This window comes from Methylocaldum gracile (assembly GCF_053646815.1).
The window spans coordinates 532,303-554,197 of record NZ_CM132196.1 but is presented as its reverse complement, the minus strand read 5'-3'; the positions used below and the strand labels follow the sequence as shown (position 1 = coordinate 554,197).

Annotated in this window: 17 protein-coding genes, 1 CRISPR repeat array and 1 riboswitch (1 of these 19 cut by a window edge); of the genes, 13 read left to right on the top strand and 4 right to left on the bottom strand. The window is 60.3% G+C overall.

What is annotated here, in order from left to right:
* Positions 1–294: a CRISPR direct-repeat array (repeat unit 29 nt); it reaches 4,746 nt to the left of the window's first position.
* 832 nt (positions 295–1,126) lie between these two features.
* The gene (locus ACWJJK_RS02420) at positions 1,127–3,826 is read left to right on the top strand and encodes a PAS domain-containing protein (protein WP_156880816.1); all 2,700 of its coding nucleotides are present in this window, start codon (positions 1,127–1,129) and stop codon (positions 3,824–3,826) included.
* On the opposite strand, the gene ACWJJK_RS02415 is transcribed toward ACWJJK_RS02420, so the two are convergent.
* Positions 3,807–4,823, bottom strand: coding sequence for a class I SAM-dependent methyltransferase (locus ACWJJK_RS02415; RefSeq protein ID WP_086133609.1), 1,017 nt, complete (start codon positions 4,821–4,823; stop codon positions 3,807–3,809). The genes ACWJJK_RS02420 and ACWJJK_RS02415 overlap by 20 nt on opposite strands.
* A gap of 221 nt (positions 4,824–5,044) precedes the next feature.
* On the opposite strand from ACWJJK_RS02415, the gene ACWJJK_RS02410 reads away from it, so the two are divergent.
* The 7 genes from ACWJJK_RS02410 to ccmI all read left to right on the top strand — a co-directional run bounded on the left by ACWJJK_RS02410 (position 5,045) and on the right by ccmI (position 11,513).
* Positions 5,045–5,884, top strand: a complete 840-nt coding sequence (locus ACWJJK_RS02410) for a class I SAM-dependent methyltransferase (protein ID WP_086133610.1) — start codon at positions 5,045–5,047, stop codon at positions 5,882–5,884.
* 528 nt (positions 5,885–6,412) lie between these two features.
* Entirely contained in the window at positions 6,413–6,583 is a 171-nt protein-coding gene (ccmD, locus tag ACWJJK_RS02405) for a heme exporter protein CcmD (protein WP_077732806.1), read from the top strand.
* Positions 6,580–7,035: a cytochrome c maturation protein CcmE gene (ccmE, locus tag ACWJJK_RS02400; protein WP_086133611.1), complete on the top strand. Its 456-nt coding sequence runs from the start codon at positions 6,580–6,582 to the stop codon at positions 7,033–7,035. The genes ccmD and ccmE overlap by 4 nt, the downstream gene beginning before the upstream one ends.
* Positions 7,032–9,008, top strand: a complete 1,977-nt coding sequence (locus ACWJJK_RS02395; protein ID WP_086133612.1) for a heme lyase CcmF/NrfE family subunit — start codon at positions 7,032–7,034, stop codon at positions 9,006–9,008. The genes ccmE and ACWJJK_RS02395 overlap by 4 nt, the downstream gene beginning before the upstream one ends.
* A 325-nt stretch (positions 9,009–9,333) precedes the next feature.
* Positions 9,334–9,864: a DsbE family thiol:disulfide interchange protein gene (locus ACWJJK_RS02390; protein ID WP_210023732.1), complete on the top strand. Its 531-nt coding sequence runs from the start codon at positions 9,334–9,336 to the stop codon at positions 9,862–9,864.
* The gene (locus ACWJJK_RS02385) at positions 9,861–10,313 is read left to right on the top strand and encodes a cytochrome c-type biogenesis protein (protein WP_086133613.1); all 453 of its coding nucleotides are present in this window, start codon (positions 9,861–9,863) and stop codon (positions 10,311–10,313) included. Before ACWJJK_RS02390 ends, ACWJJK_RS02385 begins: the two co-directional genes overlap by 4 nt.
* Positions 10,314–10,319: 6 nt before the next feature.
* On the top strand, positions 10,320–11,513 hold the full coding sequence (gene ccmI, locus ACWJJK_RS02380) for a c-type cytochrome biogenesis protein CcmI (protein ID WP_086133614.1): 1,194 nt from the start codon (positions 10,320–10,322) through the stop codon (positions 11,511–11,513).
* 292 nt (positions 11,514–11,805) lie between these two features.
* On the opposite strand, the gene ACWJJK_RS02375 is transcribed toward ccmI, so the two are convergent.
* The 3 genes from ACWJJK_RS02375 to ilvB all read right to left on the bottom strand — a co-directional run bounded on the left by ACWJJK_RS02375 (position 11,806) and on the right by ilvB (position 14,604).
* A complete protein-coding gene (locus tag ACWJJK_RS02375; RefSeq protein ID WP_077732770.1) occupies positions 11,806–12,258 on the bottom strand; it encodes a beta/gamma crystallin domain-containing protein in 453 nt (150 codons plus the stop codon).
* A 366-nt stretch (positions 12,259–12,624) separates the two neighbouring features.
* Positions 12,625–12,933 carry an acetolactate synthase small subunit gene (gene ilvN / locus ACWJJK_RS02370; RefSeq protein ID WP_077732769.1) on the bottom strand — a complete coding sequence of 103 codons (309 nt, stop codon included), beginning with the start codon at positions 12,931–12,933 and terminating at the stop codon, positions 12,625–12,627.
* Between the two features lie 3 nt (positions 12,934–12,936).
* The gene (gene ilvB / locus ACWJJK_RS02365; RefSeq protein ID WP_086133615.1) at positions 12,937–14,604 is read right to left on the bottom strand and encodes an acetolactate synthase large subunit; all 1,668 of its coding nucleotides are present in this window, start codon (positions 14,602–14,604) and stop codon (positions 12,937–12,939) included.
* 466 nt (positions 14,605–15,070) lie between these two features.
* Here ilvB and ACWJJK_RS02360 point away from each other — a divergent pair, with 466 nt between their 5' ends.
* The 5 genes from ACWJJK_RS02360 (at position 15,071) to ACWJJK_RS02340 (ending at position 21,885) form a co-directional block, all read left to right on the top strand.
* Positions 15,071–16,783: a tetratricopeptide repeat protein gene (locus ACWJJK_RS02360; RefSeq protein WP_086133617.1), complete on the top strand. Its 1,713-nt coding sequence runs from the start codon at positions 15,071–15,073 to the stop codon at positions 16,781–16,783.
* Positions 16,784–16,831: 48 nt separating this feature from the next.
* Positions 16,832–17,587, top strand: coding sequence for a class I SAM-dependent methyltransferase (locus ACWJJK_RS02355; RefSeq protein WP_086133618.1), 756 nt, complete (start codon positions 16,832–16,834; stop codon positions 17,585–17,587).
* A 706-nt stretch (positions 17,588–18,293) separates the two neighbouring features.
* Positions 18,294–18,372, top strand: a riboswitch (cyclic di-GMP riboswitch).
* 82 nt (positions 18,373–18,454) lie between these two features.
* Positions 18,455–19,291 (top strand): hypothetical protein, encoded by an 837-nt coding sequence (locus tag ACWJJK_RS02350; RefSeq protein WP_077732765.1) that lies wholly within the window; start codon positions 18,455–18,457, stop codon positions 19,289–19,291.
* Between the two features lie 120 nt (positions 19,292–19,411).
* Positions 19,412–20,215, top strand: a complete 804-nt coding sequence (locus ACWJJK_RS02345) for a VPLPA-CTERM sorting domain-containing protein (protein WP_139841029.1) — start codon at positions 19,412–19,414, stop codon at positions 20,213–20,215.
* Complete coding sequence (locus tag ACWJJK_RS02340) at positions 20,212–21,885, top strand: hypothetical protein (protein ID WP_454128620.1); 1,674 nt, start codon at positions 20,212–20,214, stop codon at positions 21,883–21,885. Before ACWJJK_RS02345 ends, ACWJJK_RS02340 begins: the two co-directional genes overlap by 4 nt.
* The last annotated feature ends 10 nt before the right edge of the window (positions 21,886–21,895 follow it).

The following is a 21,895-nucleotide window of genomic DNA, read 5'->3' as shown; positions in this document are numbered from 1 at the left end:
GTCCGCATGCCGGATATTCCGCTGTTCCCCACATACGTGGGGATGAACCGTCCAATCCGTTTCCCCCATGGATGTTTATCACCTGTTCCCCACATACGTGGGGATGAACCGCGCCAAGGATGCCGCCCATGTCACACCTCCGCCTGTTCCCCACATACGTGGGGATGAACCGCGCCCAAAATCTATCGGCGTGGCCGTTTTCGGCTGTTCCCCACATACGTGGGGATGAACCGACGACACCGCAAAGGCCCCGCCGCCGACAACCCTGTTCCCCACATACGTGGGGATGAACCTGGTAGTCCGTTCCAGGGCACCGCAAGTACACTTCCCTGTGGCCTCAGCCAGCCCGCCCATCCGGGGCGGGCGTTCGCGGCTCCTACGCCCGCCGCTCACCCCCACGCATGGGGGATGAACCGGGTAGTCCGTTCCAGGGCACCGCAAGTACACTTCCCTGTGGCCTCAGCCAGCCCGCCCGTCCGGGGCGGGCGTCCGCGGCTCCTATGCGCGCGGCTCGCCTCCACGTACGTTGTTCTACCAGTTCAAGCGCTGCGCGCTGTCCTTGATAATATTCGTTTCAATATGCCTACAGCCTGCTGTTTTCGGTTGATCTTCATATATTTGCCCGACGCGTCTCCACTCATGTTCGCTCAGAGCAAAGAGTGCACGCCCATATTCAGACGCGATTTCGCCTTTGTTCAAACTCTTGAACTTGGAAACCGCCTTTCACCGCTCGGATCGACTCAAAAAGTCTCATGAATCCCGAGTGTTCCGGCTTTCAGCTTCCTCAACGTTTGAGGGGAGCCGCTACGCACCCGATCCTGGTTGCGGGAGACTACCCGGTCGCGGCTGTGCGCCGGCACCGCTCCCCGTCTCGCGCTTCTTCGACGGGGCTCTGGGCATACCCTTCGACTCGGGCTCTGGACAGGCTCGCCATCCGGCCAGCCCGCCGCACACTCGGGCACGTCCAACAGCCATTTCTAGGTTGAACGCACGGGTACGCTCCACGAATGTCTGGATGCGGACGAGATAATTGTCGAGAAATTTCTGTCGGATTTCCCGGCAACTCGAAACCCGGAGCGGTAAGATTCATAAATTTGTTAAATTCCGCAGGAAAAGCGGTAGAAAGATGGTGCGTCACCTTAAACGCCTTTTTTTGAACGGCTATGTATTGGCGGTATTGGCGACGTTCGCCGTAATGCTGATATTAAAGACTCTTCAGCCGATCTTCTGGGGGGCGCCTCCCCTGCTTCTTTTTCTGGTCGCGGTTCTGTTCGCGACTTGGCTAGGCGGGTTTCGAGCCGGGTTCCTTGCCACCGTGTTAAGCGCCGCCGTAGGGGCCTACTTTTTGGAAGAACCTGTCGATTCGCTGTTCATCGTCGAAGAAAGGGAGAGACTCCGCGTAGTGTTGTTGTTGGCGGTTGGCACGCTGATGAGTCTGGTGGTCGCGCGTTTGCGAACGATGGAACGGCGGGCGCTGCATGAGGTACTTGAACGAAAGGCTCAGCTCAGGACCGAAATCGCCGAACATCGGCAAACCGAAAAACGGCGATCCGAACTGGAGGAAAAGTTGGCCAACATCGTGGCCACGGTGCCGCTGGCCATTTGCTCCTTTCGATTCAAACCCGACGGCACCATTTGCCTTCCCTACGCCAGCCCCAGATGGACGGAAATTTACGGCATTCCGCCCGAGAACTTAGCGGATGATGCGGAACCCGCCTTCGCCCTGGTTCATCCCGACGATCTCGAATACTTGCGCGCTACGATCGCCGGATCGGCGCGCGCCCTGTCCGATTGGCAAGCCGAATGGCGCGTGCGACACCCGATCAGGGGCGAAATCTGGATCGAAGGAAGCGCCGTGCCCAAACTCGAACCGGATGGCAGCATCCTCGCGCACGGCTTCATCCGCGACATCACCGAGCGCAAGAAAGCCGAAGAGGCGCTGCGCCAAAGCAACGAAGAACTGTCCGTCCTGTTCGATGCGGTTCCGATACCCGTATGGATTGCCGACGACGTCGCTTGCGGCACTGTAAGAGGCAATCCTGCCGCAGCGGCTTTCACCGGTGTCGCTGCCGAATCGAATGTCGGCGAGACGGCAGGGCGCCCATCCGAATCAACCATCCGCAGCACCGAGGCTCCGCTCACGCCCGTCGAATCGACCTTGCGCCGGGCGATCGCGGCAGATCAGCCGGTCGAGGAAACCTCGCTGGAGTTCGTTTTTCCCACGGGCGAACGTCACTACCTCGCCGGCCGGGCAACGCCGCTGTTCGATAGTGGCGGCTCCCCGCGCGGCGCTGTCGCGGCCTTGGCCGATATTACGCCGCTGGTGCGGGACTTCGTGCAAAGCGAAACGCGGTTTCATGCTTTCATGGACAATAGTCCGGCCGTAGCCTGGATGAAAGATACGCAAGGACGATATGTGTACATGAGCAAGGTTCGTGACGACCGCCTCGGAGTGCGACCGCAGGATTGGCTCGGAAAAACGGATTTCGAACTTTGGCCGCGAGAGATTGCAGAGCAGTTCCAAAAGAACGACAGGGAGGCCTTGATCAGCGGCAAGACGGTCGAGACCACTGAAACAACCCCCGATCCCACCGGGGAACGCCGCTGCTGGTGGGTTTTCAAGTTTCCGTTCGAAGATCCCGCGGGGACCCAATTCGTCGGCGGCATCGGCATCGACATTACCGAGCGCCGGCGCGTCGAGGAAGCGCTGCAAGCCAGCGAAGCTCTGAATCGCGCCATACTCGACTCGCTGCTCGAGCACGTAGCCGTAGTCGACCGGGAGGGAAACATCCTGGCAGTCAACCAAGCCTGGCAGCGCTTCGCGCGCGAAAACGGTCCGCAACCCGGAACACCGGTCCCGAATACGGATATCGGAGCGAATTATCTGAAGGTGTGCCGCACCAGTTCCGGCGGAGTTTCGGACGATGCCCTAACGGCATACACCGGCATTCTGAGCGTGCTGAAAGGCGAGCGGGAAAGTTTCGCGATCGAGTATCCCTGCCATGCCCCGGATCGGGAACGCTGGTTCGTCATGCAAGTCACCCCGCTCGGAGCGCCGCCCGGAGCGGCGGTGATTTCGCATACGAACATCACCGAGCGCAAAAAAGCGGAGCAAATGCTCCGCGAAGCCGACCAGCGGAAAACCGAATTCCTCGCCATGCTCGGCCATGAGCTTAGGAACCCTCTGGCTCCGATCCGCAATGCCGTGCAGATCATGCGCAGGCTCGACTTGGACAATCCAAAGATACTCTGGGCTCGCGACATGGTGGACCGGCAGGTGGACCACCTGGCTCGGCTGGTCGACGACCTCCTGGATGTGTCGCGGATCGTTCAGGGCAAGCTGACCCTGCACAAGACTCCGCTGGATATCGCCACGGTCGTACGACAGGCGATCGAGACCAGCCAATCGTATATCGACGCCCAGCATCATACATTGTCCGTTTCGATGCCCGATGAACCGATGCCGCTCGAGGGCGATCCCGTGCGCCTGACCCAAGTGGTGTCCAATCTGCTCAACAACGCGGCCAAGTACACCCGGCAGGGAGGGCGAATCTGGCTGACGGTTACCCGCGACGACGGCGACGCGGTGATCTCGGTGCGCGATACGGGAGAAGGTATTCCCGGCACCTTATTGCCCTATCTATTCGATATTTTCACCCAAGGCCAACGTACCCTGGACCGCGCGCAAGGCGGGCTGGGCCTAGGCTTGACCATCGTTCGGAAAATCGTGGAACTGCATGAGGGAAGGATCGAGGCGAAAAGCGAAGGCCCCGGCAAAGGCAGCGAGTTTATTGTCCATCTCCCCCTTATTTCCGCACTTCCATGACTTTATAGCCGCCGGCTTCGGCTAGCGTTTTTTCATGCTCGGCGTACGTCCGAACCAGTTTTTCGTAAGGCAAATGCCGATTGGCGACGACGTAGAGACGGCCGCCGGGCTTGAGGGAAGCCAGAGCCGCGCGGATGAATGCCTGGCCCAGGCCGGGCTCCGCCTCCCGGCCGGAGTGAAACGGCGGGTTCATGACGACGAAATCGAGCCGGTCGATGGGCAACCCCGCAGTGACGTCGTGCCAATGGAAATGTAGCTGAACACCGTGGGCAAACGCGGCGAGGTTGCGCCGGGCAGCTTCCAGCGCTTTCCATTCGGCCTCGAACAGGTGCAGCTCGGCGACGGAGCGAGAACGAGCGAGCAGCATCCGGCTCAAATAGCCGTAACCGGCGCCGAGGTCGGCGCCACGTCCCGTCAGATCATCCGGCAGATACTCGGCGAGCAGGCGCGAGCCGGGGTCGATGCGGTTCCAGCTGAATACGCCGGGGCGGCTCACCAGATCCGTTCCCGGAATCGGCTGAAGTTCGCCGGCGCCAAGCCAGGATGCCAGCAGCGCTTGGTCGAGCCGGGCCGTTTCCTTTGTTCCGCAGAATACCCGGCATTTATGCTTGCTGAACGATCGAACGACGCCGAGCAGTTCCGCGCAGCGTTTTTCCAGCGAGGACGCGCCCAGGTCATTGGCGGCGGCAACCACGAGGGTCCCGCCCTCGCTCAGCAGGGAAACCGCCCGCGCCATGTGGTAAAGGGTCTCTTCCTTGTGCTTGGTCGCAAAAACGATGCAGAGACCGGACGGCGCATCGGGATCGGCGACGACTTTAAAGCCGAGCTTGACTAGCGCATCTGCTTCCGGCTTGTAAGTTTGCTGGCACAGTATCGAGTGTCCGTCCAAGCGCCGGAGATAGTCTCCCGGTATGGCGCGAAAAATCAGAACATCGCCTTTGCTTTCGACGGCGTGTTGCTCGAGAAATTTGTCCAGGGCCGAAGCTTGGGGATTCATGGGTGTCGGTGTGAGAGAGAACTTTCCGCTAGTTCCCAAGCCGGAGCTTGGGAACTAGCGCATGTGTCGGCAAAGGATTGCCGACCTACCAAGCCCGCATCGCTAGAACAAGTAGGTCGGCAATCCTTGCCGACAGCTGTGTCGACGACGGATTTTTCATTTTTGCCCGCCCGATTGGTAGTATACAGGCATACGGTCCCATCCCGTTTCCACAAGAACTCATGTCCAGCCCGGTCAAACTCCCTTATTTCGACGCCCTTTTGAATCTCCTGGATCGAGGCCATCCGGCCGTCGATCAAGCTTTCGGACGTCATGTCCACTGGGGATACTGGCCAGACCCCAAGCAGGCGGATGTCTCGCCGGAAGATTTCGCGCTAGCGGCCGAACGGCTTACCGAATTGGTCTATACGGCGGCCGAGGTCGATGACGGCCAGCGGATATTGGATGCGGGCTGCGGCTTCGGCGGCACGGTCGCAAGCCTCAACGGGCGATTCCGGGACATCGACGTTTCCGGTCTGAATATCGATCGGCGGCAGCTGCGGCGCGCGAGCGAACGCGTCTCAGCCGGGTCCGGGAACGTCTTGAACTGGGTTCAGGCCGACGCCTGCACCCTGCCGTTTGCGGACCAAAGTTTCGACACCGTTTTGGCAGTTGAATGCATTTTCCATTTCCCGAGCCGGAAAAGGTTTTTCGAGGAAGCGTATCGGGTGCTGAAACCCGGCGGGCGGTTGGCCTTGTCGGACTTCGTCCCGACACCGTTATTGCGCCCCGCCATGACTGTCGCTTCCCGCTGGCCGGCCTCGGCCGGTTTTTACGGGCGCTGCAAGTTTCACAGCACCTTGCGGGACTATCGCCGCCTGGCCGAGGAAACCGGATTCATCGTTCGGCACGAACAAGACATTACGTCCAACACCCTGCCCACCTACGATTTCGTGCGGAAGCTGGCCAAGGACATGTCGGTGAAAACGGTGTCGGCGATCATCGAGACCCTGTTCGCCGAATGGGCGAGCCACCTGGGGCTGCTGCGCTATCTGGTGCTGGCTTTCGAGAAACCCGGCTAAGGAACTATTCAGTCGAGGCGTCAAGTTCCGATTCCGGCGTAGGGTGGGTTAGCGGAGCGTAACCCACCGACCCTTCGACTTGGCTCAGGACAGGTCCGAGGTCGCTCGGTGGGTTACGGCCTCGCGGCCTAACCCACCCTACAAAAATTAATGCCTGATTGAAAGCGATTTGGAATTACACCGAGCCAGCAATGTTCGCTGGTGTTTCGGCGCGCCGTAACCCACCGGTTCCGCGGCCTCGCCTGGTGGGTTACGGCGTGCGGAGAGTCCCGCGGCATAAAATAGTTTGTGGCAGTGCATGCCTAACCCACCCTACAATCTGCGGTCGTTTTCAAGCAGAACGGAATGTCCTTGGCGAACGACTCCCAAGGAACTGTTCCGACCTCAGGCGGTCCGATCGAGCGATCGACATCTTGAGAACTGTCCGGCTCCATTAGTTTTTCACGATTTGGTTCAATCGAGCATTTATTATCGGCTCGATATGGTTTAATAACGGGTTAACAGTCTTAACGAGCTTCAATCGATTCCATGAATTGGCAACAGTTTTTTTCCATGGGCGGCTACGGCTTTTATGTGTGGACGTCCTACGGTTTGATGTTTGTCGTTTTGGGCCTCAATCTCTTCTGGGCGGTACGCCGGAAATCCGAGGTGATGAAGAGCATCGCGCGCCGGGCGAAGCAGGAGGGTAGACGGTCATGACCCCGCGCCGCCGCCGCATGATCGTGGTCGGGCTGATTCTGATCGGGGTCAGCATCGCGACTTTTCTCGCGCTCACCGCATTCCAGAAGAATCTGCTGTACTTCTATACCCCTTCGCAGGTCGCCGCCGGCGAAGCGCCCAAGGGTTACCCGTTCCGTGTGGGCGGACTGGTGGTTCAGGGCAGCGTTCAGCGCGAACCCGACAGCTTGACCGTACGCTTCTCGGTCACCGACGGAACCTCGACGGTTCCCATCCATTACACCGGAATCCTGCCCGATTTGTTCCGTGAGGGTCAGGGCATCATCTCGGTCGGGCAGATCAACGCGGAAGGCGTGTTCGAGGCCAGCGAAGTGCTCGCCAAGCACGACGAGAACTACATGCCGCCGGAAGTCGCCGACGCGCTGAAGCAAAGCGGGCAGGTGTCCACCAGTTATAAGGATTACCAGAAATGATCGCGGAACTGGGGCATATCGCCTTGATCATGGCGCTGTTCATGGCGCTGTTGCAGTCCGTGTTTCCGCTGCTGGGCTCGGCCCGTGGCGTGCCGGTCTGGATGGCGGTGGGGCGCGCCGCCGGGCGCGCCCAGTTCTTCTTTCTGGCCGTGGCCTTCCTCTGCCTGATCGGGAGTTTCGTAAGCCACGATTTTTCCGTGCTCTACGTGGCGCGGAACTCCAATACCGCCCTGCCCCTTTATTACCGCATTTCGGCCGCCTGGGGCGCCCACGAGGGCTCGATGCTGCTCTGGGCTTTGATCATGGGGCTGTGGACGGTGATGGTGACGATCTTCAGCCGCAGCCTGTCCGAGGAATTCCTGGCGCGCGTCTTAGGTGTCATGGGCCTGGTCAGCGTCGGCATCCTGCTGTTCATTCTGCTGACCTCCAATCCCTTCGAGCGCCACTTCCCGCCGCCCGCCGACGGCAACGATCTCAATCCTTTGCTGCAGGACATCGGCATGACGGTTCATCCGCCGATGCTGTACATGGGCTACGTCGGGCTCTCGGTAGCGTTCAGCTTCGCCATCGCGGCCCTGCTCGGCGGTTCCCTGGATTCGGCCTGGGCACGCTGGTCGCGGCCCTGGACCCTGATCGCCTGGGTGTTCCTGACCTTCGGCATCGTGCTCGGTTCCTGGTGGGCCTATTACGAACTCGGCTGGGGCGGCTGGTGGTTCTGGGACCCGGTGGAAAACGCCTCGTTCATGCCCTGGCTGGTCGCGACCGCCCTGCTCCACTCGCTGGCGGTCACCGAAAAGCGCGGCGCTTTCAAGGCCTGGACCGTGCTGCTCGCCATCTTCGCCTTTTCGCTGAGCCTTCTCGGAACCTTCCTGGTCCGTTCCGGCGTCCTGACCTCGGTGCACGCCTTCGCCTCGGACCCGGCGCGAGGACTGTTCATCCTGGTCTTCCTGGCCATCGTGGTCGGAAGTTCGTTGCTGCTTTACGCGGTCCGGGCGCCGACGGTCAAGGACCGGGTCCGCTACGGCTTCGTGTCCAAGGAAAATCTTCTGCTGCTGAACAATGTCCTGCTGGTCACGGCCGCCGCGAGTATTCTGCTGGGAACGCTTTATCCCCTGATTCTTGACGCCTTGCAGCTGGGCAAGATTTCGGTCGGTTCGCCGTATTTCGCCAGCGTGTTCGGCCCGTTGATGGCGCCCATTTTTCTTTTGGCCGGCATCGCACCGATGTTCGCCTGGCGCGAGGCCGACCTCGGCAAGATCGGGCGGCGCGTGCGCCACGTGTTTCTCGGAAGCCTGGTGCTGGGCGTGGTTTCCACCGCGGTTTTCTGGGACGCCAAGGACATCAAGACCATGGCGGGACTCGGCATGGCGTTCTGGCTCGCGGCCAGCGCGCTGTTAAGCCTCTGGAACCGGGTCCGTCTGCGCGGAACCGCGATTCAGGGCCTCAAGACGCAGTCCCGCAGCGTGTACGGCATGACCCTGGCCCATATCGGCATCGCGGTATTTCTCACCGGCGTCGTCCTGTCCGACCGCTACAGCGAGGAAAAGATCGTGCGGCTCGCACCGGGCGAGTCTTCGACACTGGGCGATTACACGTTTACGTTCAAGGGCGTGACCGAGGTGCAAGGCCCCAATTTCATCGCTCAGCAAGGCGATTTCCGCGTGCAGCGGGGCGACCGGGAGGCGGCCGAACTCCGGCCGCAAAAGCGCATTTACCGCGTGCAGCGCAATACCATGACCGAAGCGGCCATCGATCCAGGCCTCACCCGCGATCTGTATGTCGCTCTCGGCGAGCGGATGGATGCCGGTGCCTGGAGCGTGCGGCTCTATTACAAGCCGTTCATCCGCTGGATCTGGCTGGGCGGATTATTGATGATGACCGGCGGCCTGTTCTCCGCCGCGGACCGCCGCTACCGTTTGGCGACCCGCCAGGCGGAAGCCTGGAGCGAGTCGGCGGAAAGCAAGCCGGCGTGACAGTAAAGATCACTAGCGTCGAGCATGCGGACTCTATCCTTTGTGGGCCGAAATAGAATCGTAGGTCGGGAATCCCATCCCAATCGCAAACGGTCGTCCTGGGAAGGGGCTGGCCGGCGCTCCCGGCCAGGCCGTTTGCGATTGGAAGGGTCATCCCAGCGCTCCTGGGATGACCGTTTGCGATTGGAGCGCCAGGACGACCCTTCCCGACAGTTTGTCGCCAAAGGATTGCCGACCTACTTTACTTAGGACAGGCTTATCCCGGGCTACATAGCACTTGATTTATAGTACGTCTCTTTCCGTAACGGCATATTCATAACCCATCATGCGCTATCTCATTCCATTGGCCGTGTTCGCCGTCATGGTGATCTTTCTCGGCATCGGTCTGACTCTGAATCCCAAGGAAGTGCCTTCGCCCTTCATCGGCAAGCCGGCGCCCATGTTCGCCCTGCCCCAGGTGGCGGATGCCGGCAAGACCCTGAGCAGCGACGATCTCAAGGGTCAGGTCAGTCTGGTGAATGTTTGGGCGTCCTGGTGCACGTCCTGCCGGGAAGAGCACCCGGTGCTGCTGCAACTCGCCAAGCAGAACATCGTTCCCATCTACGGCCTCAACTACAAGGACGAGCGGGATAACGCCCTAACCTGGCTGCAGCGCTTCGGCGATCCCTATACCGCGAGCGCCTTCGATCCCGAAGGCAAGACCGGCATCGACTGGGGCGTGTACGGCGTGCCGGAAACCTTCGTCGTCGATCGCGACGGCATCATCCGCCACAAGCAGACCGGACCGATCACGCCCGAAATCCTGGAAAAGAAACTACTCCCCCTGATCCGCCAATTACAGGCCAAGTCTTCATGATGCATCGGTTACTGCCGTTCCTGCTGATTCTTCCCTTTACCGTTCAAGCCATCGAAATCCGCGAGTTCGACGATCCGGCCAAGCAACAGCGCTACGAGCGCCTGATCGAAGAGCTTCGCTGCCTGGTCTGCCAGAACCAGTCCCTGGCCGATTCCGATGCCGATCTGGCAAAGGACCTGCGGGACGAGGTCTACACCATCATCCAAAGCGGCAAGAACGAAGAGGAAGCGGTCAAATTCCTGACCGATCGCTACGGCGATTTCGTGCTCTATCGCCCGCCTTTCAAAATGACGACGGCTCTTCTGTGGGTCGGGCCGTTCCTGCTTCTGGCCGGCGGAGGCGCTTTTCTATGGCGACAGGTGAGACGCCGCAACACGGGCGAGGACCTGACGCTTACCGATGAAGAAAAGAAGCGCCTGGAGCGGCTTCGAAACAATCTCGAAGGGTAAATATCGATGACGGGTTTCTGGCTTTCGGCCGTACTGCTTTTGATAGTGGGCTACGTCTTTTTCCTTCCCGCGCTCCTCGGCAAGACCGGCAGCGGGCGGATAAACCGGGCGCGGCTCAATCTCCTTCTGCACCGGCAGCGGCAAACCGAACTCGCCCAGGAAGCGGCAAGCCCCGAGGATCTGGAGCGCCTGACCGCGGAATCCGAACGGAATCTGCTCGGGGATCTCGAGGCTGCCGAAGAGACGAAAGCTCAGTCGAGCACCCGCGGCCGCTCGGCCGTCCTGGCCACGCTCGCGATCGTTCCGGTACTGGCCTTGACGCTTTACCTCGCGCTGGGCCGCATCGACCTGATCGGCGCACGTGCGCCGAACGACATGGCCGATGTCCAGGACAGCATACGCCAGCTGGCGGAAAGGCTGGCCAAGCAGCCGAACGATCTGGAGGGCTGGGTATTGCTGGCCCGCTCGCTGCAAGCGACCGATCAGCCGGACAAGGCGGTAACGGCCTATGAATTCGCCCTCAAGCTCGCCCCCGAGGATCTGGACGTCAAGGCTTTGTATGCCCAGGCATTGGCCGAAACCCATCAGGGCAGCATGGCCGGCAAGCCGACCGAAATCGTCGACGAAATCCTGAAGAAGAATCCCGATCACCAAACCGCGCTCTGGATGGCGGGAATCGCCGCCGCCGAACGGAAGGACGCGGCCAAGACCGTGGAGTATTGGGAAAGACTGAAAAAGCAATTCGGGCCTGGCAGCGAAGAGGCCAAGCAGATTGAGGGATACATCGCCCAGGTCCAAGGACTCCCCGCCCAAACAACGCCGTCGGAACCCGCCGCCGCAAAGGGCGCGGGCAAACAGATCCGCGTTACGGTGACCCTGGCGGAAAATCTGAAAAGCCGGGTTGCGCCGGACGATGCCCTTTTCGTCTTCGCCCGTGCGGCCGAAGGCCCCCCCATGCCTTTGGCGGTCGTCCGCAAGCAGGCAAAAGACCTGCCGGTAAAAGTCGTGCTGGACGACTCCATGTCCATGATGCAGGGCATGACGCTCTCTACCGCCGACCGCATCGTGATCGGGGCGCGCATTTCGAAGAGCGGACAGCCGAAGGCCGAGGCCGGCGACCTGCAAGGCTTGAGTGAAGCCGTGGCGCCCGAGGATAACGGCAGCTACAAGATCGTCGTCGACCGGATCGTCGGCGAATAGACTGGGCGCTAACCTGCTCCCGGTTGCGACACCGCATCCAGTTCTGAACGGCGGATCATGGAGGATCTTGTGGAGCGGGCTTTAGCCCGCGATATCGAATGGCATTGAGTCGCGGGCTAAACCCAGCTCCCACTGTTGTAGGTCGGCAATCCCTTGCCGACGTAAGCCGTTGGCCGCCCGTCGGCGTCGGGAAAGGATTCCCGACCTACTTTGGGGCAGGTCGCAGAAATCGTAGTTGTAGGTCGGCAATCCTTTGCCGACAATGGGTCTCTTCAAACCGCACACCCCGGTCTCACCGCCGGCACTGGACCTTTAGCGAATTGATATTGCGGTGGAAATTCAGGTCGCCCAGATGGTGTTCCTTGGTTCCGGGCCCGAAACTGATCTTCAAATCCTGGGCACTCCCGATGTCCTTTTCTCCCAAAGCTTGAAGCTCTTTCTGGTGATAGATCGGTCCCTGGGGTGTATCCTCGAAATTTTCCTGCCGAAAGGCATAAATCTCCGCATCCGGACCAACAACCAGGCTTTCGATGCGATTGCTCCAGTCCTCGCCGCTCAGTGACTTGAGGTTGGACAGTTCGACGGGTCCTTTCAAGCGAACGTGGGAACCTTGGTAATCCGCCTTATCATAGAGATCCAGCCAGCATTCCTTCGCAGCTGCCGCCCAACTCGCGGACCACAACAAAACAGCCGCGAAAAGAAAAGATGTGAACCTGCCAAGCCTAGGAGCGAACTTGGTATACATGGCAAACTCCCTATATTTCGAAGGTTGGTCTGCAAACAGCCGCAACGGACCGTCGTTTGCGCCCTTCCTTGGCATGCAGCCCCGCAAACTTGGAGTCCTTCTGAATGTTACGAGTTCCTAAATCTTTGCCAAACCTCGGTCCGTCAACTTGGATCTGCGGCTCAGGTCCAGATTACGCTTGAGAACCCCGGTCGGCAAGATTCGATAATCAGTCACATCGTTCGCGGTGTGGGCATAAGACTGGCCGGAACTCCCGAACTAGAGAACGCCTGCCTGAAAGGTGGAGGTCGTAGGTCCGCAATCCTTTGCCGACAAACGGGATCGACGCGCAAGACGGTGGCTCACAAGCAGTCGCCACCAAACGCTTCAACGGAAGAATTCCTCCAACCGCTCGAACACTTCGTGATCCGCGCCATGACGCCGTACGCTCAGGACATCTTCCAGCTTTTCCAATTGCTTGACCATCTGCGCGAGGCGCGCGTCTTCATTGACCAGCAGCCAGATTCGGCTGGTCGCGCCGGCACCCACAGGCATGCAGAGGATGCCCTCGACATTGTAGGCGCGGCGCGAAAACAGGCCGACCACGTGGGACATGACGCCGGGATGGTTGACGACGTCGAGCTCCAGCACGGTCCGCGCCGACGTCCGTTGTTCGAATAAAGACTGTCCGTCCATGATTCAGCCTCCGATCATCTCTATGTTGGCAGCACCGGGCGGCACCATGGGCAATACCTGATCCTCGACGTCGATGCCGGCGTGGATCAGGCATGGGCCGCGAGTGGTCAGCGCTTGGTGCAGGACCTCCTTCGGGTTCTCCGCCGTATCGAGATCGACGGCGCGCAGGCCGAAGCCTTCGGCGATCCGGACGAAATCCGGCGCGGCACGAAACCGCGACGCATAGATGCGCTTGCCATAAAACAGCGTCTGCTGCTGGTGCACCAAACCGAGAGCGTTGTTGTTCATCAGCACCACCTTGATGTTGACGTCCTCCTCGGCGGCGGTTGCCAGCTCCTGCACGTTCATCAGAATGCTGCCGTCGCCGGAGAAACAGACCACGGCCGCGTCCGGCTCGGCGAGCGCCGCGCCGATCGCGGCCGGGAGGCCGAAGCCCATGGTGCCCAGGCCGCCCGAGGTCAGCCAGCGGCGCGGGCGGCGCAGAGGATAGCTTTGTGCCACCCACATCTGGTGCTGGCCGACGTCGGTTGCGACAATCGCCTCGTCGTCGAGGTTCTCGGCCACGGCGCGTATCAAGCCGTAATGGGTTCGCGGGTCGGCTATGCCGGGCGTGACGAGGGGAAACATCCGCTTCAATTCGGCGACGCGGGCCAGCCACGAGTCCCGGTCTTGCCCCCGCACTCTCGGCAGCAATTCTTGCAACACGGCCGCCGCGTCGCCCCGAATGCCGACGTGGGCCGTCTTGATCTTGTTCAGTTCGGCCGAATCGATGTCGATGTGAATGACCTTCGCGCGCGGACAGAACGCCGCGACCTTGCCCGTCGCCCGGTCGTCGAAACGGGCACCGACGGCGATCAGCAGATCGCATTCGTCCAGCGCCAGGTTAGTACAGCGCGCCCCATGCATGCCGAGCATGCCCAGCGACAGCGGATGGTCCACCGGCAATGCGCCCAACGCCATCAAAGTCATCACGGTCGGCAGCGACGATTTTTCGGCCAGGGCCGACGCCGTTTCCGACGCCCCCGCGTGCATGATGCCCCCGCCGAGGTACAGAATCGGCCGCTCCGCCGCCTCGATCAGATCCGCCGCCCGCTGGACGAGCGCGATATCGACCGGCGGAGCCGGGTCCGGCGCGCCGGGTTCGGGCCATGCGTTCACGTCGATCGACTCCGTCTGCACGTCTTTGGGAATATCGATCAACACCGGCCCCGGACGTCCCGAAGCCGCGATGCGGAAGGCGTTCGGCATCACCTCGAGCAGTTCCGCCGCCGAGTCCACCAGAAAATTGTGCTTGGTGATCGGAATCGTCAGGCCGTAGGTGTCGACCTCCTGAAAGGCGTCGGTGCCGATCATCCCGCGCGGCACCTGGCCGGTGATCGCCACCAGCGGGATCGAGTCGAGCTTGGCATCGGCGATAGCGGTCAGCAGATTGGTCGCTCCGGGTCCGGACGAGGCCATGCACACCGCGGGAACGCCGGTGACCCTCGCCATGCCTTGGGCAATGAAGCCCGCGCCCTGTTCGTGCCGGGCGAGGACGTGGCGGATTTGCGCGGATTTCGACAAGGCATCGTAGATCGGCAGATTCGCGCCGCCCGGAATGCCGGCAACGACGCGCACGCCCTGCCGCTCGAGGAGGCGAACGGTGAGTTGGGCGCCGGATAGTATCGTCATGGGGTTCTCCTTGGTAGAGCCGGAGTCCGGCGGAGGCCCCAAAAAAGAAACCCCCGTCGGCTTGCGCCGGCGGGGGTTGTTGAATCAGGTCGTTTACTTACTCATCTCCAACCCACGACGGCGCGCGCATCACCACTTGCACGACGACGACCACCACGAGGGCGACGATGCGACGAATGGCGAAGTGACGGAGATTCATGGATCGGATCGGGTACGAGTAAATATTCAGAGCGTGTCGAAAGGTTATTCTGGCTCAGCGAGGCCTTTTCGCGCAAGCCGTTGTTACAATTTCACTGCCACAATGTGACCGCTTCGGTATAACGGCAAACAAAAGTGAGCGGAAATCACCAAACCGGAACCCGAGAGTTTGGTTTTTACGCCTAAGCAATGAACGGTCGTTTTTACGATAATCGCGTTTCCCGTTCGACGGAACGCATTCAAGCCTAAGCTTAACGAGGAGGGGATCATGAAATTTTCCGATACCATCGGCATCGGCCTGCTGGCCTCGCTGCTGATCGGCACGCAACCGGCACTTGCCGCCGAAACGACGGGCCATGTTCACACCGAAGCGGGGCATTATCCCAAGGACACGGCTGCCGCCCAGGCTGTCTACGTCGATAGCGAACCGCCCCTGTGGGACAACCTCGGCACGCTGAGCTACAAGATCACCACGAGCAACACCCGCGCCCAGCAATATTTCGATCAGGGTTTGAGATTGGCCTATGCCTTCAACCATCTGGAGGCGCAACGGGCCTTCCGCATGGCGCAGAAACTCGATCCCCAGTGCGCCATGTGTTTCTGGGGCGAAGCCTTGGTGTTGGGACCGAATATCAATGCGCCGATGGAGCCTTCCGCGGTCGGCCCGGCCTGGGCCGCGATCGAGCGGGCGAAAGCCCTTGCCAAGCACGCGAGCCCCAAGGAGCAAGCCTTGATCGAGGCGCTCGCGAAACGCTACGACAAGAATCCGAAGACCGACCGGAAGCGCCTGGACCAAGCCTACGCCACGGCGATGGGCAAACTCGCCCAGCGTTTCCCCGAGGATGACGAGATCGCCGTGTTGTACGCGGAAAGCCTGATGGATCTCGCGCCCTGGGACTACTGGGCTGACCAAGGCCGCAAACCCAAGGGGCGCACGGCGGAAATCGTAGAGGTCCTGGAGCGGGTGCTGGCGAACAACCCCGACCATCCCGGCGCGATTCATTATTACATCCATATGATGGAGGCTTCCGACCGGCCCGAACGGGCGGAACCTTATGCGAAACGCCTCGCCGGTCTGATGCCGGGCGCGGGACATCTGGTCCACATGCCGGGACACCTTTACTACCGGCTGGGCCGCTATCGGGACGCTCTCGAAGCCAATCGCGCCGCCATCGAAGTCGACGAGGCATATTTGAAGGAGACCGGCGCAAAGGGCATCTACGCGCAAGGCTATTATCCGCACAACGTTCATTTCCTGATGGTTTCGGCGCAGATGGCGGGCGACGGCAAAACCGCTCTCGCGGCGGCGGAGAAACTCGCCGGCGTGCTGTCCGACGAGACGGTCCGTGCGGTGCCGTGGGTACAACCGGTCAAGGCCGCGCCATACTTCGCCCACGCCCAGTTCAGTCCGCCCGAAACGGTCCTGAAAATGGCCGATCCGGGCTCGGAGTTCCCGTACGTACAAGCCATGTGGCGCTATACCCGTGGCGTTGCGGCGGCGGCCAAGGGAGCGCCGCAGGACGCACGACTCGAACTCGACGCCTTGACCGGGATCGCCAAAACGGCGGATTTTTCCGGATTGACGGAAGCCGGCGTCCCGGCGGCGGACATCGTTCGGATTGCCCAGGACGTGCTTTCGGCGCGCATCGCCCAGGCCGAAGGCGATCTCGGAAACGCCGTCGCCGCCTTCGAGAGGGCGGCGGCGCTTCAGGAAAAGCTGACCTACATGGAACCGCCCTACTGGTACTACCCGGTACGCCGTTCGGTAGGCGCGCTGCGGTTTCTCCAGGGCGATCTGGCGGGGGCGGAGCGGGAGCTCGATATTTCGCTCCGAGAAGCGCCGAATGACGCCTGGGCGCTCTGGGCACTGACCGAGGTGTATCGAAAGCAGGGCAAGGACAGCGCCGCAGCGGATGCGGAACGGCGATTGACCAAAACCCGTGCCGATAATGGCGAACCCATCGGGATGGACCGGCTTTGACCGCCCCATGGGCTGGCGGAATTCCAGTCGAAAAAATGCTTCGAAACGATGATGCCGTTCTATGAGGAAGATCTCGCCTATGTTCATCACGTCGGCTTCCCCGATCTGGTGGATGGCGCCGGCGATGAGTTGCTGGCGCTGTTCCGCGCCGCGGGTCTCGATTCCGGCCTGATCATCGATCTGGGTTGCGGAAGCGGAACCTGGGCAAAGAAACTGCTGGAGCACGGATATTCGGTTTTGGGCGTCGATGTTTCCGCGCCGATGATCGAACTGGCCCGACGTACAGCGCCCGAAGCAGAGTTTCTGACCGCATCGCTGTACGATGTGGACTTCCGCCCTTGCGCCGCGGTCACGGCCCTGGGCGAAGCCCTGAACTATTGTGCCGACGGAGCGCCGTCGGAAGCGCGCCTTGACCGCTTGTTCCGGAACATCGCTTCCTGTCTGCCGAAAGGCGGCGTTTTCGCATTCGACATCCTTGTCCGCTCGGACGGCGAACCCATGCACTATCGCTCCTGGCGCAAAGGGCCGGATTGGGCGGTGTTGGTGGAAGTATCCGAACAGCCGCAAGAAAACCTGTTGATTCGGGACATTACCGTGTTCAGGAAAGGCGGCCACGGCTACCGCCGTTCCGAGGAGCGGCACCGGATCGGCGTTTTGGACGGCGCCCAAATCGAACGTCTTCTCGCCGGCGCCGGTTTCGAGGTGACCGTCTCACCCCATTACGGCCGCCATCCTCTGGCTCAACGACGCTTGGCATACATCGCCTACAAGAGATCGGATGAAGGACTGCGTCCTGAAGGATAGGCACGAGAACCGAAGAAACCAAGGTATCTTCAAGCACGCAGCGACCGTTTGTGCGGCCGGCAAATGATGCTGATTTGGCGGCCCAGACGAAGTCCAATAATCCATGGTCCGCTGAACGTAGTCCATGGATTACAAATATCGGGAAATATTCCCGCAAAAGCATGAATCACGCAGTTTGTCCCGAATATCCCTGGTGTATTTGTCGATTGCCATCGAATAATTACGTTGTATGCCTTAAGCCTTGCGGGATTTCACAGGACAGACGATTAATGTCAAATAAGACAACAGATTATGATGATGTCATGCGCATTGAATTGCGGCATTTAACCTGCTCCCCACATAATGCGGTATGTCGCGCATTGATATCCGCCATGGGCACCCGGATACCTACGCATTAACGATACATTTGTTAATGCACTGATACTCGCTGCCTCTTTCCCGTGACATGCCTGTAAATTGGCATGTGTTCCCAGGTAAATTACGCTTTGCTTCCACCGTTCCCCGGTATTTTCAAATTACAGCTTGTTAGTCTCGGAATACCCCTGCTCACTGGCACGGTATCTGCTTTAGCAGCTTGACTTGCCCGATAAGAACGCCAGTTTTCGAGCCTTATTGTCATTGTCATTTCGGCGGTTCTTATCAGCGACGACTGGCGGTTGGGCGCATGCCTGTCCGTTGGCCCAGGATGATATCGGTCTCAGGGACGAGACGCCTTCGCCACCTCCGCCGCGAGGCGGACTCGGAAAGCCGCGGGTCTTGGTATTCAAGACGGCCGGGCCGCCTCTCCTGTGAGAGTTATTCAAGGGCTATGGATTTCTCGAGCCTGCCGCACAACCTCTCGATGTTTCAAATCACAGGAAAAAATCCATGCAAAAATTTGGGGTCAAGAAAATGCAGATCCGACAGACCATTCTCGCAGCGGCTGCCCTGATCATGGCCAATTCGGCCGATGCCGGTGTGTTGCACGGGGGAACTTTTAGCGTTACCTATGACAACCCGAACAACCTGTTGGAAGGACTAACCATCGGTCCTGGCGGGCTAACCGAATATTATGTCGCGAACTTCTTTCCCAAGGCGGTGGCCGATACTTACTCGACCATTGCGGATATCATAACGGTGCCCACCAACACCTACCCCGCGCCGTCAACGCTCGAATACGTCGTCAATCCCGCCGATCTGACCGGCACCGGAATTCCAACGGGCGCCGGCGGCCGCGCCAACAAGCCCACCACGTTGACCTGGGACGCCAGTCAGGATGCTTTGGTCGACTCGTCCGCCTTTATCGCCAACGGCCAGATCGGGTTGAACGGTGTCGTGATGACCCGTGGCAGTTTCACGGGTACATTGACGTCCGGAGATTACACCTTCGAATACAACGCGAGTCGAAATGACGGCGTCAACAGCGGCTGGACCTTGTGGAACAACACGAGCTTCAGAACGTCCACTTACGATGCCCGCAACATCAGCGTTACCACCAATGGCGATGAATTGCTCATGACCGGGGAACTCTGGTGGTCACCCAATATGACCGCTTTCCTGTTCGGCGGCGACGGCTCGAACTCCGCCGGTAAAGCCGCTACCTTCACTCTGGTTTCGCCTGCCGTGGTTCCGGTGCCGGCAGCGGTCTGGCTGTTCGGCAGCGGCTTGTTAAGCCTGCTGGCCGGCGCCCGCCGAAAGTCGGTCCAGGCGGCTTTATCCGCTTGATCGCCGAATAGAGGCCGTCGACCCGGGCTGCCGAGCCGCCCGGGGAGCCGTCTATCGCGTTTATCCGGCCAATCGGCCGGATAAACGCTCCCACCTTCGACCTGTTACGGACTTATCCTCATGACTACACGCCACCGACTCTCGCGATTCGGCAAAACTCTTGCACCCTGTTTGACATTTCTAGCCGCATGGTTGGCATTCCTTCCGGCAACGGCGACCGCCGCCACCGTTTCCGGCGGCGCATTGATCATGAACCTGGACCGGGATGCGCTGGCCGCCGCCGTCTCCTTGGACGCGACCGATGCGCCTTCCATATATCTGGAGGAATTTTTCGATGCACAAGCCGCGGCGGTGCGCAACAACGCGCAAATTTTGGAAGATCATATAGTGCCGGGCGTCGGCGAAATCCCGGCCACGGGTCTCGAATTCGCCGTCAACGGCGCTACCGTCGACGTCCCGGTCGGCCGGAGAACCAAGCCGACCACGTTGACGTTCGATCCGGGCGATTTCGCGGGCAGCGTCACCGGCGCGATCGGTCTTGGCGGCGTCAGCCGTTTCCGGATCGATACCGGATCGCCGAGCAACCGCATCGTCTCCGGAGACTACACCCTGGAATTCGACGCGGCCAACATCGATGCCGAGACCGGACGCTCCGGCTGGACGCTCTATAACCATTATTCTTTCCGGTCGGAATCCTTCAACTTGTTCAACGTGGCGATGGGGCTCGACCCGAATTCGTTCACCCTGTCGGGCGAACTCGGGGTCGGGCCGGGATGGGAGCATTTTGGCGGCACCGTGGGCGCGATCGTCGGCGATTTCAGTTTTCAAACCACCGTGGTACCGGTTCCGGCCGCGGTGTGGCTGTTCGTATCGGGTCTCGCCGGATTCGGCCTGTTCGGCAGATCCCGGAGTTACCGCGCATGATACGGTCCGGTTTACGCAATCCACATCCGGGACGGCATGCCGCGGTGTGGTCCGGATGGATACTGGCGTTCGCATGCGCCGACGCCGCAGCGACGCATTCCGCTTTTGGTCCTTACATCAGCATCCAGGTCAACGTCGACGCGGCCGGTCAAAACATTACCGGCGATGCGGCCAACGAGCCCACCATGGCGATCAATCCGCTGGACCCCGGCAACATCGTCATCGCCTGGCGTCAGTTCGACTCCGTGCAGTCCTCCTTTCGCCAAGGCGGCTGGGCGCATAGCCAGGATGGCGGTTCCAGCTGGACCTTTCCGGGATCGTTGACGCCTGGACAAGGCCGAAGCAATCCGGTCATCGATGTGGATGCTCAGGGGAACTTTTACTTTCAGAGTCTGCGTTTCGACGAGCAAGGCATCTATATCGAAGACATTCAAGTCATCAAGTCGACCGACGGCGGGCGCAGTTGGCAAGAACCGGTATTCGCCCACGGACGAGGCGGCGACAAAGGCCAGCTCGCGGTAGACCGTAGCGGCGGAATCGGCGATGGCCATGTCTACGTCAACTGGCGCGAAACCGGCGATGACTACTGTTTCACCCGTTCCATCGACGGCGGAGCGAGCTTCGAACTGCCGGTGGGGATTCCCGGTAACCCGAGTTTCGGCACCATGGCGGTGGGGCCGGAAGGCGAGTTGTATATCGCCGGACGGCTCGAACCCAGTGAATGGGACGAAGAGACCCAGAATCGAAACCACTACCAGCACATTTTCTCGAAGTCCTTGGACGCGCGAGATCCGGATTCGATACCCACCTTTACGACGCAGATCCTGGATATCGGCGGTCCCGCTCCTTTATTCAATTTTCGAAACAATCCGAATCGGTACGGTCCCATAGGCGACGTTCAAGTCGACGTCGACCGATCCAACGGGCCGTTGCGCGGCAAGGTCTATGTGTTGGCGACGGTGGATCCGCCCGGCGAAGACAATCTGGACATCAAATTCGTCCGAAGCAGCGACGGCGGCGAGACCTGGTCGGCGCCGATCAGGGTCAACGACGACGAACCCAATAAAGATTCGTGGCAATGGTTCGGCATGATGGGGGTAGCTCCGAACTCGCGCATCGACGCCGTTTGGTACGACACGCGCGATAGCGGCAGCTATAACGTTTCGCGGTTGTATTACGCGTATTCATGGGACGGCGGCGCAACGTGGAGCAAAAACGTTCCGGTCAGCCAGCCTTTCGATACCACGATCGGCTATCCGCACGCTTCCCAAAAGATAGGGGACTATTCGACCCTGGTTTCCAGGAGGGACGGCGCAAGCGTTGCCTATACCGCAACCTTCAACGGCGAGCAGGACGTGTACTATCTGAACGTGTTTCCGGACTGCAACGAAAACGGCGTGTCGGACGTTCTGGATATCGAACAAGGCCGGGCCGGTGACGCCGATGCCGATCATATTCCCGATTCGTGCGAAACGACCCCGCTGGCCGGCGATCTGGACGGCGACGGGGATATCGATCGCCTGGATATCGACCTGATCCTCGCCGTGCGGAATCAATCCGCGTCCGGTCCGGACGATCCCCGCGATATCGACAAGAACGGTACGATCGACGCGCTCGATGCCCGCAAGCTGACCTTGTCGTGTACCCGTCCTCGGTGCGCAGCCGAGTGAGGCATGGATA

What these genes read in the sequence shown, in the direction of transcription:
- ACWJJK_RS02420 (WP_156880816.1), top strand. Translation starts at nt 1,127, where the DNA reads ATGGTGCGTCACCTTAAACGCCTTTTTTTGAACGGCTATGTATTGGCG.
- ACWJJK_RS02415 (WP_086133609.1), bottom strand. Translation starts at nt 4,823, where the DNA reads ATGAATCCCCAAGCTTCGGCCCTGGACAAATTTCTCGAGCAACACGCC.
- ACWJJK_RS02410 (WP_086133610.1), top strand. Translation starts at nt 5,045, where the DNA reads ATGTCCAGCCCGGTCAAACTCCCTTATTTCGACGCCCTTTTGAATCTC.
- ccmD (WP_077732806.1), top strand. Translation starts at nt 6,413, where the DNA reads ATGAATTGGCAACAGTTTTTTTCCATGGGCGGCTACGGCTTTTATGTG.
- ccmE (WP_086133611.1), top strand. Translation starts at nt 6,580, where the DNA reads ATGACCCCGCGCCGCCGCCGCATGATCGTGGTCGGGCTGATTCTGATC.
- ACWJJK_RS02395 (WP_086133612.1), top strand. Translation starts at nt 7,032, where the DNA reads ATGATCGCGGAACTGGGGCATATCGCCTTGATCATGGCGCTGTTCATG.
- ACWJJK_RS02390 (WP_210023732.1), top strand. Translation starts at nt 9,334, where the DNA reads ATGCGCTATCTCATTCCATTGGCCGTGTTCGCCGTCATGGTGATCTTT.
- ACWJJK_RS02385 (WP_086133613.1), top strand. Translation starts at nt 9,861, where the DNA reads ATGATGCATCGGTTACTGCCGTTCCTGCTGATTCTTCCCTTTACCGTT.
- ccmI (WP_086133614.1), top strand. Translation starts at nt 10,320, where the DNA reads ATGACGGGTTTCTGGCTTTCGGCCGTACTGCTTTTGATAGTGGGCTAC.
- ACWJJK_RS02375 (WP_077732770.1), bottom strand. Translation starts at nt 12,258, where the DNA reads ATGTATACCAAGTTCGCTCCTAGGCTTGGCAGGTTCACATCTTTTCTT.
- ilvN (WP_077732769.1), bottom strand. Translation starts at nt 12,933, where the DNA reads ATGGACGGACAGTCTTTATTCGAACAACGGACGTCGGCGCGGACCGTG.
- ilvB (WP_086133615.1), bottom strand. Translation starts at nt 14,604, where the DNA reads ATGACGATACTATCCGGCGCCCAACTCACCGTTCGCCTCCTCGAGCGG.
- ACWJJK_RS02360 (WP_086133617.1), top strand. Translation starts at nt 15,071, where the DNA reads ATGAAATTTTCCGATACCATCGGCATCGGCCTGCTGGCCTCGCTGCTG.
- ACWJJK_RS02355 (WP_086133618.1), top strand. Translation starts at nt 16,832, where the DNA reads ATGATGCCGTTCTATGAGGAAGATCTCGCCTATGTTCATCACGTCGGC.
- ACWJJK_RS02350 (WP_077732765.1), top strand. Translation starts at nt 18,455, where the DNA reads ATGCAAAAATTTGGGGTCAAGAAAATGCAGATCCGACAGACCATTCTC.
- ACWJJK_RS02345 (WP_139841029.1), top strand. Translation starts at nt 19,412, where the DNA reads ATGACTACACGCCACCGACTCTCGCGATTCGGCAAAACTCTTGCACCC.
- ACWJJK_RS02340 (WP_454128620.1), top strand. Translation starts at nt 20,212, where the DNA reads ATGATACGGTCCGGTTTACGCAATCCACATCCGGGACGGCATGCCGCG.